General features: G+C 67.9%; 10 protein-coding genes. 9 read left to right on the forward strand and 1 reads right to left on the reverse strand.

Annotated features, from left to right (window positions below; genetic code table 11):
* Positions 1-151 precede the first annotated feature (151 nt).
* From ACSFBL_RS20460 to ACSFBL_RS20500, 9 genes are all read left to right on the forward strand, one after another.
* The gene (locus ACSFBL_RS20460; RefSeq protein ID WP_435517646.1) at positions 152-3,145 is read left to right on the forward strand and encodes a PAS domain-containing protein; all 2,994 of its coding nucleotides are present in this window, start codon (positions 152-154) and stop codon (positions 3,143-3,145) included.
* A 69-nt stretch (positions 3,146-3,214) separates the two neighbouring features.
* Complete coding sequence (locus ACSFBL_RS20465) at positions 3,215-5,890, forward strand: winged helix-turn-helix domain-containing protein (protein WP_435517647.1); 2,676 nt, start codon at positions 3,215-3,217, stop codon at positions 5,888-5,890.
* 258 nt (positions 5,891-6,148) lie between these two features.
* Positions 6,149-6,997 carry a TauD/TfdA dioxygenase family protein gene (locus ACSFBL_RS20470; protein ID WP_435517755.1) on the forward strand — a complete coding sequence of 283 codons (849 nt, stop codon included), beginning with the start codon at positions 6,149-6,151 and terminating at the stop codon, positions 6,995-6,997.
* Between the two features lie 49 nt (positions 6,998-7,046).
* Complete coding sequence (locus tag ACSFBL_RS20475) at positions 7,047-8,105, forward strand: beta-keto acid cleavage family enzyme (protein WP_435517648.1); 1,059 nt, start codon at positions 7,047-7,049, stop codon at positions 8,103-8,105.
* A gap of 2 nt (positions 8,106-8,107) precedes the next feature.
* The gene (locus ACSFBL_RS20480) at positions 8,108-8,704 is read left to right on the forward strand and encodes an RBBP9/YdeN family alpha/beta hydrolase (RefSeq protein WP_435517649.1); all 597 of its coding nucleotides are present in this window, start codon (positions 8,108-8,110) and stop codon (positions 8,702-8,704) included.
* A gap of 52 nt (positions 8,705-8,756) precedes the next feature.
* Positions 8,757-9,728: a quinone oxidoreductase family protein gene (locus ACSFBL_RS20485; RefSeq protein ID WP_435517650.1), complete on the forward strand. Its 972-nt coding sequence runs from the start codon at positions 8,757-8,759 to the stop codon at positions 9,726-9,728.
* 34 nt (positions 9,729-9,762) lie between these two features.
* Positions 9,763-11,121, forward strand: coding sequence for an MFS transporter (locus ACSFBL_RS20490; protein WP_435517651.1), 1,359 nt, complete (start codon positions 9,763-9,765; stop codon positions 11,119-11,121).
* A gap of 44 nt (positions 11,122-11,165) precedes the next feature.
* Complete coding sequence (locus tag ACSFBL_RS20495) at positions 11,166-12,794, forward strand: 3-(methylthio)propionyl-CoA ligase (protein ID WP_435517652.1); 1,629 nt, start codon at positions 11,166-11,168, stop codon at positions 12,792-12,794.
* Between the two features lie 7 nt (positions 12,795-12,801).
* Complete coding sequence (locus tag ACSFBL_RS20500) at positions 12,802-13,812, forward strand: YeiH family protein (protein ID WP_435517653.1); 1,011 nt, start codon at positions 12,802-12,804, stop codon at positions 13,810-13,812.
* A 16-nt stretch (positions 13,813-13,828) separates the two neighbouring features.
* Here ACSFBL_RS20500 and ACSFBL_RS20505 read toward each other — a convergent pair whose 3' ends face one another.
* Positions 13,829-16,618, reverse strand: a complete 2,790-nt coding sequence (locus ACSFBL_RS20505) for a decarboxylase (protein WP_435517654.1) — start codon at positions 16,616-16,618, stop codon at positions 13,829-13,831.
* Positions 16,619-16,697: the final 79 nt, after the last annotated feature.

Consider the following 16,697-nt stretch of genomic DNA (forward strand, 5'->3'; position numbering starts at 1 on the left):
TGCGTTTGCTCAAGCCCTTCTGTCGGAACACGGCCTGACGGGCGGGCCAAGGTGGAGAATGGCGCGCAGTTCGATTCCTGATGTCCGTTGGGGTCGGCCGGCCGCGGCGAAGGCGCGGTCCGTCCGGGCCCCGAATAGCGCGAGGGCTCCCATGGCAGCATGGCTCGAGAACCTGTCGATCCGCACCCGGCTCGTGCTGCTGATGGTGGGTGTCCTGCTTCCGGTCGCGGCACTTCTGGCGTGGGTGCTTGTCACGGACGTCCGGCAGGCCCGCGCCGCGGCGGACGAAAAGGTCCGGATCCTGGCCACCGGGACGGCTGCGGATCTGCAGCGCTTCCTGGACCTTGTCGAACCCGTGCTTGAGCGAATGTCCGCACGGCCCTTGGTCGGGGCACTGGACCCGGGCCGCTGCGACCCGCAACTCCCGGAATTCATGCTCCTCGGTCCGGCAGTGGTCGGCTTTACGGTCCACGATGCACGGGGCAAGGTCGTCTGCCAGTACGCGCTGAATTCGAACCCGCCGTCGATCGCCGCGGACGCGAGCTGGCTCCAGGCGGCCCTTGCGGCCGGCAAGTTCACGGCCAGCGACATGTTCGTGGACGAACGCACGGGAGGGAAAGTGGCCGCGCTGGCCTATCCCATCCGCGGCGACGGCACGGCGCAGACGGGCCTGCTGGTGGCCACGCTCGATCTGTTGAGGCTCAACGAGCAACTGATCGTCGGGATTCCGAAGAATGCCGTCGTCACGGTGCTGGATCGTTCGAGGACCGTGCTCCTCCGCTCGGCGAACCCCGGCGTGCTCATCGGCTCGCGTCCTTTGGACGACGATGCGGATCCCGCGATGGGCGCGCGCGAAGGCTATTTCGCAGTGAAGGGGCGGGATGGCGTGCCCAGGCTGGTCGCCTTCCTGACCCTGCCTGACATCGACTGGCGCGTGGCGGCAAGTTTTCCGCAGGCCGATGTGCTCGCAAGGTACAACGCCTCGGTCCGCCGAACGATCGTCGTCGGCCTGGTGCTGTGCTTTCTTGCGCTGGCCCTGGCGTGGTGGATGAGTGCCGACATCGCCAATCCCATCGCGCACCTGAGGGAGACGGCCGACGGGATCGCGGCCGGCAATGCGGCCATACGCGCCCAGGTCGCGGGGCCGCCCGAAATCAGGTCGGTCGCGCGCCAGCTCAACCGGATGCTCGATGCGCAGGCGCTGAGCGAAGCCCGGCTGCGCGGCATCTTCGATTCGGCCGTCGATGCCATCCTGACCATCAACGAGCAGCAGGCCATCGTGCAGGCCAACCCGGCCGCGGCGGAGATGCTGCGCTGCGCGCCGGATGCCCTGATCGGCACGCCGCTGAGCCGTTTCATCCCTTCATGGTTCTGGGAACATCACGCCCAGATGAGCGCGCGCCCGATGGGACTGCGGAGGGATGTCACGGCCTTGCGCACCGATGGCGAGTCCTTCCCCGTCGAAGCGTCGATCTCGCACACCGCCGTTGCCGGCCGCCCGTTGTACACGGTGATCCTGCGTGACGAGACCGAACGCAAGCTGGCCGAGGAGGTCGTGCGGACCAGCGCATCGACGTTGCAGGCGGCCCTCTCGAGCATGACCGACGCGGTTGCCATCTGCGACAGCGAGGGCCGCTTCATCGAGATCAACGATGCCTTCGCGTCCTTTCACCGGTTTGCCGGCAAGGCGGCCTGCGAGCGGAAGCTTGCGGAATATCCGAAAGTCCTCGACGTGTCGACGCCGTGCGGCGAGCCGGTGCCGCTTGGACAATGGGCCGTCTCGAAGGCCCTGCGCGGCGAAACAGCGACAAATGTCGAATACCGGATGCGGCGCAAGGACACGGATGAAAAGTGGGTGGGCAGCTTCAGCTACGCGCCCATCCGTTCGACCGAGAGCGTGATCGTCGGTGCGGTCGTGACCGCGCGCGACGTCACCGGCCTCCGGGAGGTGCAGGCGGATCTCAAGTCGTCCCACGTCGCCCTGCAACAGCTCATCGCCTCGCGTGACCAGGTCCAGGAAGAGGAACGCGGGCGCATTGCGCGCGAACTCCACGACGACCTCCAGCAGACGTTGGCGGCCATCCGCATGGACCTGCGCGCCATCAGCGAGCGTTTCGGGCCCGATGCGCCGAAGCTGCTTCCGCTCGTGGCCGGTGTCGACGGCCTGGCCGAACAGGCGGTCGTGTCGACGCGCCGCATCGTCAACGATCTGCGCCCGGCCATGCTGGAAGACCTGGGGCTGCTGCCGTCCCTCGAAGCCCTCGTGGGCCAGTTCAGCCAGCAGAACGGAATGGCCTGCGAGATCGACGCATCGGAAGAACTGTCCGACGAACTGATGGAAACGCCGGCCGTGGCCCTCTGCCTGTATCGCATCGCGCAGGAGGCGCTCAACAACGTGGCCAAGCATTCCGCAGCGAGCGAGGTGCGCATCGCGCTGGGCCTCGCGCCGGACGGCGCCATCTCGCTTCGCATCAGCGACAACGGCCGGGGCATGATCGCCGCCGAGCCGAGGAAGGCCGAATCGTTCGGGATCCTGGGCATCCAGGAGCGCTTGCGTGCGTACGGCGGCACCCTGCGCATTCGCAGTGCGCCCGGAAGCGGGACCGAGGTGGACGTCCTGGTTCCGCGCGTCGTTGCGGACGGCGGGCCGGTGCAAGCGGGCGACGGGCAGGAGCAGGGCCCCAAGTACACCGGACTCGACGACACACTCGCCCTGCCAAGGTTGCTGAGCCGTGCCACGCACAAGACCCTGCAGGACGTGATCGACGCGCTGGCCGGGAACGTCGCGATCGTCGACCGGCATGGCGTGATCCGCTTCGTGAACCGCGCATGGACCGAGTTCGCCGAACGGAATGGCAATCCCGGCGCGGAGACGATCGGCCCTGGCGTCAACTACCTGGAGGTCTGTCGCCGCAGCGCCTCGGCTGACGGGACGGCCCTGCGCGTGTTCCACGGCCTCGACGGCGTGATGAAGGGCCATCGCCCGGTGTTCAGCTGCGAATATCCGTGCCATTCGCCCAGCGAGCTGCGCTGGTTCCAGATGCACGCGACGCCGATGGCCACCGGCGACGTCATGGTCGCGCATTTCGTGGTGAGCCGCGAGAGCCAGGTTCACGTGGTCTTCGATGACGGTGGGCAAAGCTAGAATCCGCCGACCGCAGTGGGCCGGGTTGCGCGAACCGGCCCCTCTGCGCATTCCAAGGGGGAACGTGTCGTGACGCATGGTGCCGGCGAAGTCGACAACGACTTGCTGCTCAAGATCTCGCCGCCAAGGGTTCCCCGCCATCTCGTTTCCCGTGCGCGCCTGCTTTCGAGCGAGGCCGGGCTGCGCGATCTGCCGGCGATCCTGGTCCAGGCACCGGCCGGCTTCGGCAAGACGTCCTTGCTGGCGCAGTGGCGGCTCGAGCATCTGTCCCGCGGCGCTGTCGTCGCCTGGCTGTCGGCCCAGCCGCAGGACGACCCGCAGCGGCTGGCGCAGGGCCTGGCCCTCGCTGTCCGGCGCGGCGCGGGGCGTTCCACCTTCGGCCACACCTTTCTCGAAGCCGTGGGGCCGGGCGGTCTCGAAGGGATCACCGTCTGGCTCGCCGAACTGGCGCAGGCGGCGCTGGATGTGGTGCTCATCGTCGACGAGGCCGAGCGCCTGCCGCCCGCGTCGCGCGAGGCCCTGGTCTACCTGTTGCGCAACGCACCGCCCAACCTGCGCGTGATCGTCGCGGCGCGGCCCGATGGCCGGCTGGACATCGACGACCTCATCGCCTACGGGCAATGCGTCGTGGTTGGGCCGGCGGAGCTCCAGTTCCGGCTCGACGAGACGCTGGAACTCGTGCGAGGCCGGCCGGGCGTTCGCGTCGACAACGACACGGCTGCGCGTCTTCACGAGTTGACGGAGGGTTGGCCGCTCGGCCTGCAACTCGCCATGACGATCGTCTCGCGCGGTGTCGACGCGCGTGCCGACCTGGCGAGCATGGCGGCGTTCGACGGCGAGTTACACGACCGGTTCGTCAAGCTGCTGCTGGCCAACCTCGACCCCGGCGACAGCGACTTCCTCATCCGCATCGCCATCCTGGACCACCTGCATCCGGATCTGTGTGGCGCCGTCACGGCCTGCGAGGACGCGACCGAGCGGCTGGCGCGCCTGAGCCGCGACACGCCGGTTTTTGCCGCGGCCGAGCGGGGCGACTGGTTGCGCATGCACACCCTCGCGCGCGATGTGCTCCGCAAGCTTTTCTCAGGCCTGCCCGCGACAGAGCAGAACCAGGCGCATGCGCGCGCCGCCGAGTGGCTCGCCGAGCATGGCTTGCTCGAATACGCGGCCCGGCATGCGCTGGCCGCCGGCGAGCACCAGAAAGCCTATGGGCTGGCCGAGCGCAGCCTCTACGAGTCCATCATGCGGCACGGCCGGCAGGGCGCGGTGCTCGAATGGCTCGCGCAGCTTCCCGCCGCGGAACTGGACAGCCGCCCGAGGCTCATGCTCGCCGCCGCATGGACCCTGGGGGTCAGCGAGCGACACGAAGAAGCAGGGCGCCTGGTTGCGCGCACCCTGGCCCAGCCCGAAGTCAGCGAGGCGCTGCGTTGCGAATGCGCGCTGATCCTCGGCGGCGCGGCGGTGTTCGCGGACGATCCGGACCTCTTCGCGGAGCTCCACGACCCATGGGCGGAACGGGCCCCATTGCACGATCCGATGCTCCTGCAGGTGCATGCCAACCGGACGGCCTACCGTGCGCTGCTCGAAGGCGAGCCCGCCCTGGCGCGCCTGCGCGAACAGCAGGCACCGCGCGGCGACTTCGGCCGCGACGTCGGGTACACGCGCCGCTGGGGCGAGTTCATCGTCGGGCTCAGCTACATCTGGGAGGGGCAGGCCCTGCTGGCCGACAACCTGCTGCGGCCGGCGGTCGCGAGCGCGGACGCGGACCTGGGCCGACGCAACCGCTTCAGCTGCATGCTGGCCGCGCTGCTCGCCGCGGCCGCCTGGGAACGCGATCGCCCCCACGACGCGGCGGCCCTGCTGGCCGATCGGCTCGACATCCTCGAACGAAGCGGCCTTCCGGAGTCCTTGCTGTTCGCCTACCGGACCATGGCGCGGATCGCGGCGGCGGAGGGCGCCGAGCACCGCGCCCTCGAACTGCTCGGCGCGCTCGATGCCGCCGGTACGGCCCGGGATCTGCCGCGCCTGCGCATCGCGAGCCTCGTGGAGCAGGTGCGATTGCACGCCGGCCGCTACCGCGCGCGCAGTTGCAGCGACCTCTGCGAGCGGATCGACGCGATGCTGCGCGAGGATGGATTGCCCCAGGGACGGCTCTGGCGCCAGGGTGTGGACGTCCTGCGGGAGGTCGCGCACGGCTATGCGGCCATCGCCCGAAAGGACTGGCGCGGCGCGCTGACGACCCTGGCGCGCGCCGACGACCAGGCCCGGGCGCTCAAGCTGGGCCGTCTGCACATCGAGCTGCTCGGCCTGCACGCCTTCGCGCTCGACCAGTGCGGCGAGGAATCACAGGCCCGCCTGCGCGAAGCCGTGGACCTGGCGGAGACCTTCGGCCTTCGGCGCGTGTTCGACGATGCCCATCCGGACCTCGGTGCGTGGATGCGCAGGGTCGTCGCAGGCGGCGCCCGGCGAGAAGTGTTCGCCCCCGTGCCGGAAAGGGAGCCGGAGTTGCCGGACACCGAGCCCGGCATCGCGTCGCACGGGACGGTGCTCACGCCCAAGGAGCGCGAGGTGCTGGAACTGCTGGCGCGCAATCTGTCGAACAAGGAAATCGGCCGGGCCATGCAGGTGGGCGAGACCACCATCAAATGGCACGTGAAGAACCTTTTCGCCAAGCTGGACGCCGGCACCCGCAAGCAGGTCGTCCTACGCGCCCGCATCCTCGGGCTGATCAAGCCGGCGGACTGAGCGCCCGGCGGCGCCCGGACGCCTTCCGACGCGGAATTCCCGGGGGGCACCCCCCTGCCGCAAGGAGGGGGCGAATTCGGGGCCTTTTTCCTATTCTCAGTACCTGCGGAGCCGCCGGAAAGCGGACCGTTCCAACCTAGAGAGCCCGGCACCGATCAGGGCTCATCACGGAGACAAGCAGGCATGAACACCCTCACTCAAACGAGCCCCTCGCCGGCCGGCCCCGCCATCATCAAGGCCGCCGCGCGGCTGGCATCCATCCAGGTCGAGCCGCTGACCTGCACCATCGGCGCCGAACTGGGCAACGTGGACCTTGGCGCCGCCTCGCGCGACGCGGACCTGGTGGCCGAGATCCGCGGCCTGCTGCTCAAGTACCGGGTGCTGTTCTTCCGCGACCAGGACATCACCCGCGCCGAGCACGTGGCCTTTGCCCGCCACTTCGGCGAGCTGGAAGACCATCCGGTGGCCGGCAGCGACCCCGAGAACCCGGGACTCGTGCGCATCTACAAGTCGCCCGACACGCCCATCGACCGCTACGAGAACGCCTTCCACACCGATGCCACCTGGCGCGAGAAGCCGCCTTTCGGCTGCGTGCTGCGCTGCGTCGAGTGCCCGCCCGTGGGCGGCGACACCATCTGGGTCAACATGGTCGAGGCGTATGCCCGCCTTCCGCAGGACATCAAGCTCAAGATCTCGAACCTGCGCGCCCGGCACAGCATCGAGGCCAGCTTCGGCGCCGCCATGCCGATCGAGAAGCGCCTGGCGCTCAAGGCCCAGTTTCCCGACGCCGAGCACCCCGTGGTGCGCACCCATCCGGAAACCGGCGAGAACGTGCTGTTCGTCAACGCCTTCACGACCCACTTCACGAACTTCCACACGCCGGAGAACGTGCGCTTCGGCCAGGACGCCAACCCGGGCGCCAGCCTCCTGCTGAACTACCTCGTCAGCCAGGCCGCGATCCCCGAGTACCAGGTCCGCTGGCGCTGGAAGAAGAACAGCATGGCCTTCTGGGACAACCGCAGCACCCAGCACTACGCCGTGATGGATTACCCGCCGTGCCACCGAAAGATGGAGCGCGCCGGAATCATGGGCGAAGCCACCTTCTGACGCCTCCCGCCCGCACCTCATTCACCTTCACGCCACTGAAAGACGAATCATGAACTTCCTCGACGGATCGCTGTTCCCCGAAAACCAGGACAAGCTGGTCATCACCGCCGCGCCCTACGGCCCCGAGTGGGTGCCGTCCGACTTCCCGGAAGACATTCCGGTGACGATGGAGGAACAGGTGCAGAAGGCGGTCGACTGCTACAACGCCGGCGCCTCGGTGCTGCACCTGCATGTGCGCGAGCTGGACGGCAGGGGCTCCAAGCGCCTGTCGATGTTCAACGAGCTGATCGCCGGCGTCCGCAAGGCGGTGCCCGACATGGTCATCCAGGTCGGCGGCTCGATCTCCTTCGCACCGGAAACCGACGGCGCCTCCGCGAAGTGGCTGAAGGACGACACGCGCCACATGCTCGCCGAGCTTGATCCGAAGCCGGACCAGGTCACGGTCACCGTCAACACGACGCAGATGAACGTGCTGGAGCACATGGAAGCCGAAGACATCGCGGGCACGTCGCTGGCGGACCCGGAGATCAACGCGGCCTACCGCGAGATGATCGTTCCGTCCGGCCCCGGCTTCATCGACGAGCATGTGCGCCGCCTGAGCGCCGCGGGCATCCAGAGCGCGTTCCAGTTCTACAACATCAACAGCTACGAGACGGTGGAGCGCCTCATTCGCCGCGGCGTCTACAAGGGTCCGCTGGTGATGAACTGGGTAGCGATCAGCGGCGGCATGGACGCGCCGAACATCTACAACCTGGCGAACTTCCTGCGCGCCATTCCCGACGGCGCCATGCTGACCGTGGAAAGCAGCATGCGCAACGTGCTGCCCATCAACATGATGGGCATGGCCATGGGCCTGCACGTGCGCTGCGGCATCGAGGACAACCTCTGGAACCAGTCGCGCACCGAGAAGATGACGACGGTGCAGCAGGTCGAGCAACTGGTGCGCATGGCGCGCGAGTTCGGCCGCGAAGTCGCCAACGGCAAGGAAGCGCGCGAGATCCTGAAGATCGGCGTCTTCTACGACACCGTGGAGGAGACCCTGGCCGCCAACGGCTTCGCGCCCAACCCCAAGGGCCGCCAGCAGGGTTACCTGCGCCGGGTGGCCTGACCATGACCGGTGCGCCCGCCATGCCGACGGTCCTCATCGTCCCCGGACTGCGCGACCACGTCGACGCGCACTGGCAGACGCTGCTGGCCGCGGACCTGGAGGCCCGCGGGCGCAAGGTCCGCACGGTGCCGCCGATGGGACGCACCGATCTCGACTGCGCGACCAAGGTCGCCGCGATCGAGCGCGCGGCGCAGGCCATCGAGGGGCCGCTGATCGTCGTGGCGCACAGCGGCGGCTGCGTGATGGTCGCCCACTGGGCGCGCCAGACCCGGCGCGCCGTCCAGGGCGCGCTGATGGCCACGCCGCCGGATTTCGAGCAGGCCATGCCCGAGGGTTACCCCACGCTGGAGGCCCTGCGCACCGGCGGCTGGCTTCCCGTGCCGCGGGAGCGGCCGCCTTTTCCCGCCATCGTCGCCGCCAGCCGCGACGATCCGCTCGGCAACTGGGACAGGGTTGCCGGGCTCGCCGGCGACTGGGGCGCTCGCCTCATCGATCTCGGCAAGGTCGGCCACCTGAATCCCGCCTCCGGCTTCGGACCTTGGCCCGATGCGGAGCGATTCATCGACGAACTCGCGGCATGCGGTTCGACGGCCGGCTGAAGCGGTCACTTTGCCTGGCTCACAGGTTTTCAAGATTCGAAGGAGACATACCATGGCCCAAGCCATTCGCCTGCACGAGACCGGTGGTCCTGAAGTGCTCAAGCTGGAAGACGTCGAAGTCGGCGAGCCCGGCCCCGGACAGGCCCGTGTCCGCCACACCTATGTGGCCGTCAATTTCATCGACGTGTATTTCCGCACCGGCCGCTATCCGCTGCCGAAGCCCAATGGCCTGGGCTCCGACGCCGTGGGCGTCGTCGAGGCCGTCGGCCCGGACGTGACCGGCCTGCGTGTCGGCGACCGCGTGGGCTACCTGGTCGGTCCGCAGGGCGCCTATTCGGACGTTCGCGTCATGCCGGCCGACGTGCTGATCCCGCTGCCCGAAGGCGTCTCCGACAAGACCGCATCGACCCTGATGATGAAGGGCATGACGGTGCAATACCTGTTCCGCCAGGTCTTTCCCCTGCATGGCGGCGAGACCATCCTCTATCACGCGGCGGCCGGCGGCGTGGGCCTGATCGCCTGCCAGTGGGCACGCGCGATGGGCGTCACGATGATCGGCACCGTCAGCTCCGACGAGAAGGCCGCGCTGGCCAGGGCGAACGGCTGCGCCCACACCATCGTGACGTCGCGCGAGAACATCGCCGAGCGCGTCCGCGAAATCACCGGCGGCAAGGGCGTGCCGGTCGTCTACGACTCGGTGGGCAAGGACACGCTGGAGGCGTCGCTCGACAGCCTCCAGCCGCGCGGCTCGCTGGTCAGCAACGGCACCACGTCCGGGCCGGTGGTCATCGACTCGATGATGCTGGCCACCAAGGGCTCGCTCTGGGTGACCCGGCCGGCGATGATGCACTACATCATGCCGCGCGCGCACATGCTCTCGATGGCCGACGAACTGTTCGGCCACGTGCTGTCCGGCGCCATCGTCAGCGAGCCGAAGCAATCCTTCGCGCTGGCCGATGCCGCCGACGCCCACCGCGCGCTGGAGTCGCGCAAGACGGTCGGCGCGACCGTGCTGGTGCCTTGATGCGGCGCCACGATTTCGAAGACGGGAGGACGCGATGAACATCGGTGCACTGCCGGCCACGCAAGGCCGTGACGACTATCTCTTCAGCCGGGGCCAGGCGTGGTTCGCCTTCGCCATGACCGTCGGCCTGATGATGTTCGACTACATCGACCGCCAGGTCATCGTGTCGCTCTTTCCCTACCTGAAGAGCGAATGGAGCCTCTCGGACAAGCAGCTCGGCGGGCTGGTCTCGGCGGTGTCGGTGACGGTCGCGCTGGCCGGCATTCCGGTGGCGCTCTTCGCTGATCGCGCCAGCCGTGTCAAGAGCGTGGTCGTGATGGCGACCATCTGGAGCCTGGCTTCGATCTCCTGCATGTTCAGCCGCGGCTACGGCAGCCTGCTCGCCGCGCGTTCGATGGTCGGCCTGGGCGAGGCGGGCTACGGCTCCGTCGGCGCCGCGCTGATCGCCAGCCACTTTCCTTCGCGCCTGCGCGGTGCGGTCCTCGCGGGCTTCTTTGCGTCCGCCTCCGTCGGTTCTGTGCTGGGGGTGATGCTCGGCGGCGTGATCGCGGCCCGCTTCGGCTGGCAGGCCGCGTTCGGCGCGGTGGGCATCCCGGGGCTGCTGCTCGCGCTGCTGTACCTCAAGGTGCGTGACTACCCGACCGTGAAGCTCACCGCCCGACTCGATCGCGCGACAAGCTCGGTGAGCGGCACGGCCAGCGCCATCGTGCGCGCACTGGTCCGCTCGCGAACCATGCTCTGGCTGTGCATCGCGGCGCCGGCGCAGCTGATCGCGGTGTCGGCGATCTGGTCCTGGCTGCCGAGCTTCCTCAACCGGGTGCATGGCATGGCGCCGGAACAGGCGGCCGTTCGCGCTTCGCTGATCGTTCTCTGCGGTGCCCTGGGCAGCGTGGTCTGGGGCGCGGTGGTCGACTATTCGGGCCGCCGGCGCCCGCGGGTCAAGCTGTATTCGACCGCGCTGCTGTGCATCGCTTCGATGGTCGTGCTGATGCTGGCCTTCGGAGCTTCGAGCATGGGGATCGCGATCGCGGCCAGCACGCAGTTCGCGCTGCTCGCCCTCGGCGGCTTCCTGATGACCTGCACCGTCGGTCCGGTGGCTGCCGCTGTGATCGAGGTGATCCACCCGGGCATCCGCGCCACCGGCGCCTCGGTGCTGTCGCTGTTCCAGAACCTGTTCGGCCTCGCGCTCGGACCGCTGATTGCCGGCTTCCTGTCGGACGCGTGGTCGCTGGAGCGCGCACTGATGACGGTTCCCGCTTTCAGCCTCCTGGCAGCCGCGGCGCTGCTGATCGCGTCGCGCACCTTCGAATCCGACCTGAAGCGGGCCGGGGAAGCTGCCGAGGAAGAGGCGCGACCCGAACCCGCTACCTCGCCGCGCCAGGCCGTCGCCTGAGGCCGCGGCAGCATCCGAACCCAACGCATTGAAAGGGAACATCCATGAACGGATCGATGATGGAGCAGCCGCTGCTGATCTCGACGCTCCTCACCCACGCCGAACGCCACCACGGCGAACAGGAGATCGTCTCGCGGCGCGTGGAAGGTGATATCCACCGCTACACCTACCGTGACCTGGCCGAGCGCTCGCGGCGTCTTGCCAACGCCCTGGCGGCACGCGGCATCGCCTTCGGCAACCGTGTCGCCACGCTGGCATGGAACGGCTACCGCCACATGGAGCTGTACTACGCGGTCTCGGGCTCCGGCGCCGTGCTGCACACGCTGAATCCGCGCCTGCACGCCGACCAGGTGACGTGGATCGCGGACCACGCGGAAGACCAGATCCTGTTCTTCGACCTGACCTTCCTGCCGCTGGTCGAGGCGATCGCCTCGCGGGTGTCGACCATCAAGGCCTTCGTGGCGATGACCGACCGCACGCACATGCCGGCCTCGTCCAAGGTGCCCAACCTGCTGTGCTACGAGGACCTGGTCGAGGCGCATTCGTCCGACTTCGACTGGCCGGTCTTCGACGAGCGGGCGGCGTCATCGCTGTGCTACACGTCCGGCACCACCGGCAATCCGAAGGGCGCGCTCTACAGCCATCGTTCGACCGTGCTGCACACCTACGCGGCCGCGCTGCCCGATGCATTGAACTGCTCGGCGAACGACGTCATCCTGCCCGTCGTCCCGATGTTCCACGTCAATGCGTGGGGCCTGCCGTATGTCGCGTGCATGGTCGGCGCGAAGCTGGTCTTCCCGGGTCCGTGGCTGGACGGCAAGTCGCTCCACGACCTGTTCGAGGCCGAAGGCGTGACCGTCTCGGCCGGCGTGCCCACCGTCTGGCAGGGCCTGCTGACGCATGTGGAGAGCAACGAGCTGAAGTTCAGCACCATGCGCCGCACGATCATCGGCGGCTCGGCCTGCCCGCCGGCCATGATGCGCGCCTTCCAGGAGGACTACGACGTGCACGTGCTGCACGCCTGGGGCATGACCGAAATGAGCCCGGTCGGCACCGTCTGCACGCTCAAGCCGCGGCAGCGCGCGCTCGGCGCCGAGGCGCGCCTGGCCATCCAGGCCAAGCAGGGGAGGCCGGTGTTCGGCGTCGACATGAAGATCGTCGGCGAGGACGGCAGCGAACTGCCGCACGACGGCGTCTCGGCCGGCGAACTGATGGTGCGGGGTCCGTGGATCATCGCCAGCTATTTCAAGGGCGAGGGCGACGGCCCGCTGGTCGGCGGCTGGTTCCCTACCGGCGATGTCTCGACAATCGATGCGGACGGCTTCATGCAGATCACCGACCGCAGCAAGGACGTGATCAAGTCCGGCGGCGAGTGGATCGGTTCCATCGACCTGGAGAACATCGCGATGGCCCATCCGTCCGTCGCACTGGCGGCCTGCATCGCGGCCCGCCACCCGAAGTGGGACGAGCGCCCGCTGCTGGTGGTGACCTGCAAGCCCGGGCAGACCGTGACGCGCGAAGACCTGATTGCCTTCTACGACGGCAAGATCGCCAAGTGGTGGACGCCGGACGACGTGGTCTTCGTGGACAGCATCCCGCTCGGACCCACCGGCAAGGTGCAGAAGAACAAGCTGCGCGACAGCTTCCAGGACCACCTCCTGGCCGTTGCTTGAGCCCGCCATGATGACGACATCCCTCGCCGCCTGGCCGGCGCGCGGCCGCACGCTGTTCCCCGGCGTGCTCGCCAGCCTCGTGGTGGCCGCCGCCGCGACCTTTCTCTCGCAGCACTATGGCGCGCCCGTCATGCTCTTTGCGCTGATCCTCGGCATGGCGATGAACTTCCTCTCGAGCGACGGGGCCTGCGCGGCTGGCATCGGGTTCACCGCGCGCGAGGTGCTGCGTTGCGGCGTCGCGCTGCTCGGGCTCCGCATCACCATCGGGCAGGTGGCGGCACTGGGATGGCATCCGGTCCTGCTGGTGGTGGTCTCCGTCGTGGTCACGATCTCCGTGTCGATGATCGCCGCGAAGTTGCTGGGCTTCCAGAGCCTGTTCGGCCTGCTCACGGGGGGCGCCACGGCTATCTGCGGCGCATCGGCCGCGCTCGCGCTCGCCGCGGCGCTGCCCGCGCATCCGGGGAAGGAGCGCGCCACGCTGTTCACGGTGGTCGGCGTGTCGGCACTGTCGACGCTGGCGATGATCGTGTACCCCATGCTGGCGCACGCCCTGGGGCTCGATGCGCGCGCGGCGGGCGTCTTCCTCGGAGGCACCATCCACGACGTCGCGCAGGTGGTCGGCGCCGGCTACAGCATGTCGCGCGAGACGGGCGACGTGGCGACGCTGGTCAAGCTCATGCGCGTGGCCATGCTGCTGCCGGTGATCGTGTTCGCCGTCATGTGCACCCGCGCGCGCGGCAAGGGTGCCGGCGGCCCCCGGCCGCCGCTGCTGCCGTGGTTCGCCGTGGCCTTCGCGGCCCTGGTCGCCATCAACAGCACCGGCTGGATTCCCGCCAGCCTGACCAAGCTGGGCAGCGATCTTTCGCAATGGTGCCTGGTGGCGGCCATCGCGGCGATCGGCATGAAGACGCAGTTGCGCGACCTGGCCACCGTCGGCCTGAAGCCGGTGGCCTTGATGGTCGGCGAGACGGTCTTCCTGATCGGGCTGGTGCTCGCGATGCTGCGCTGGGCGTCCTGACGCGACCCGCGGCCCTTCAAAGATCGATCGCGCTGCTCTTCTTCTTGCGCTTCTCCAGCACCTCCGGCCTCAGCAGCTTCAGCCCGAGGCTCGCGTTGTAGCCGTGGATCTCCTTCACGTCCAGTTCGCGCATGAACTGGATCGTGTCGGCCGCGATGACCTGCCCCGGCACCATGATCGGGAAGCCGGGCGGGTAGGGGATGACGAAGTTCGCCGCGACGAGGGGCGGGCCTTTTTTCAGGCGGTCGTCGATCGCCTTGTCCGCCAGCTTGATGTGCTCGCAATCCTCTTCGCGGTAGGCCATGTAGAAGGCTGCGCGCATGTGTCCTTCGGTGGTGGCGCTTTTCGCCTCGTCGCGGAACACGTCGTGGAAGCGGCTGAAGTTGGGCAGGTCCGGGACATCTTCCATCAGCGACTTGACGCGCGCCTCGAAGGCGGCGTGCGCCGCCTTGCCGCCTTCCAGCAGGTTGCGTTCCCTGTCGCGCGAGATGTCCGCGAGCACCTTCAGCAGGTGGGCGACATCGCTGCGCGTGTTGTTGATGTTGATCTGGACGAGGATCGAGTTGCGTGAGGTCTTGTTGATCTGCACGTCGTACTTGGCAGCCAGCAGGCCCTTGAATTCCGTTCCGTCGTAGCCAGCCCGCCCCGTGACCAGCGTGATGCGGGTCGGATCGAGCGCGAACTCGTCGGTCTCCCAGGCCGCGAGGATCTTGATCCAGGTCGCATGCGGCTTGGCGTAGTCCTCGACGCCCGAGGCCCGGAATTCCTTCGGCACCATCTCGCCGGGCGTGAGGATGTGGAAGTACTTCGAGATGAGCGGATGCGTATTGACCTGCCGCCGCAGGTCGATGGAGAGCGCCACGGCCTGCATCACGAGTTCGTAGCCTTCGAGCTCCATCTGCCTGCGCGCGATGTCGAGCGACGCGATGATCTGCTGGTTCGGCGAGGTGGAGGTGTGCGTGTAGAAGGCCTCGTGGAACTGCTCCTCGACCCGGTGGAAGTCCTGGTCGCGCACGAGGATCATCGAACCCTGCCGCAGCGCGGACATCGACTTGTGGGTCGAGTTGGTCTGGTAGACGCGCACCCGCGCACGGTCGGGGTCGGGCATCAGGCGCATGTCGAGCAGCGCCGGATCCTTGGGGTCCAGGTCGTCGCCGACCTTGCCCTTGAGCTTCGCCTTCCAGGCTTCGTATTCCACCCGGTATTCGGGCGTCAGGAGCCGGTCTTCCAGGTCCTGCGCGGCGCCCATGCCGGTGCGCCGCCTGTGGAAGGGCGAGAAACGCGCGAAGGCGAACCACGCCTCGTCCCAAAGGAAGATCAGGTCAGGCTTGATGGCGAGGCATTCCTCCATCACGCGCCGGCAGTTGTACATGTGGCCGTCGAAGGTGCAGTTGGTGAGATCGACCGCCCGGGCCTTGTCGAGCTTGCCTTCCGCCTTGAGCGTCAGCAGCGCCTGCTTGATGGTGCGCAGCGGCACGGCGCCGTACATCGAATAGGCCACCATCGGATAGGCCTCGAGGTAGAAGGGCTGCGCCCCCGCCAGCACCAGTCCGTAGTGATGCGACTTGTGGCAGTTGCGATCGATCAGGACGATGTCGCCGGGCCTGCACAGCGCCTGAACCACGATCTTGTTGGATGTCGAGGTGCCGTTCGTCGCGAAGTAGACGTGGTCCGCGCCGAAGGCGCGCGCCGTCATGTCCTGCGCCTCCTTGATGTTGCCGGTCGGGTCCAGCAGGCTGTCGAGCCCGCCGGTCGTTGCCGACGATTCCGCCAGGAACAGGTTGGCGCCGTAGAACTGGCCCATGTCCTTGATCCAGTTCGACTTGAAGATCGACTTGCCGCGCGCGATGGGCAGGGCATGGAAAGTCCCGATGGGTCGCGCCGCGTATTTCTTTAGGTTGTCGAAGAACGGCGTCTCGTAGCGGTCGCTGACGCCCGCGAGGATGCTCAGATGGATTTCCATCAGTTCCTCGGCTTCGTAGAACACGCGCCTGACCGCCTTGGCATCCATGCTCGTGGCAGCGGCATCGACGCCGCGCTCGGTCAGCAGGTAGATGTCGATTTCCGGTCGGATCTTCTTGAGGAAGTTGGCCAGCACGAGTCCGTAGTCGCGCGGCATGCCGTCGTCCTCCAGATGGCCGAAGCGCTTGATCAGTTGGTCGAGCGCAGGCAATGCATGCCTGGACTTGTAGCGGAAGCCGTCGTAGATGACGACGGCCTGCAGGTTGAAGTTGACGATGGTCGCGACGACGGCATCTTCGAGACTGAAGGTCTGGACGGCCTCGTAGGTGAAGGGGTCTTCGGGCCGCCGGAGCTTGCGCCACTCCCGCTGTGGATTCGCCGTCTTCGAGATCTCGGGCGCGACGGTGAGTATTTCGAAGTACGGACGATGCACCGCATCGGCCACCAGTCCCGGCGGAAGGCGATCGCCCAGGTCGACTTCGGTCTCTTCGTCGATGTTCCAGGCCGAGGCATCGTGACGGTAGGAGCCGGAGAAGATCGACGCCTTGATCCGATGCGCGGCATTCGCCAGGCCCGAGGCGTCGCCCGCGTCGAGCAGCTCGCGCAATGCGCGCATGAGGTTGGCGCCCGGGTAGGCCCAGTAACCCTCCAGCGGCTCGATCTGGTCGAGCAGGGTCCGGATTTCGCCCGCGAGCTTGTCTTTCCGGTCCTTCTGAATGCCGCCTGCGTAGGCCTCGGTGCAGACCTGGAGACGGCTCCACCGCTCCCGTCTTGCTTCCGCAGCGGAAAAGAAGTCCGCCATCGACATGTCGTCGGTCTGGCTGTCCGTCGTGTCTTGGGACATGTGCACCTCCGTCATGGAGATTGTGGGCACCGGCGCCGGCTTCGAGTTGAGAAACGTCAAGTGGGGGCCGACAACGCAC

Source organism: Variovorax glacialis (assembly GCF_051216375.1).
Lineage (GTDB): Bacteria > Pseudomonadota > Gammaproteobacteria > Burkholderiales > Burkholderiaceae_C > Variovorax.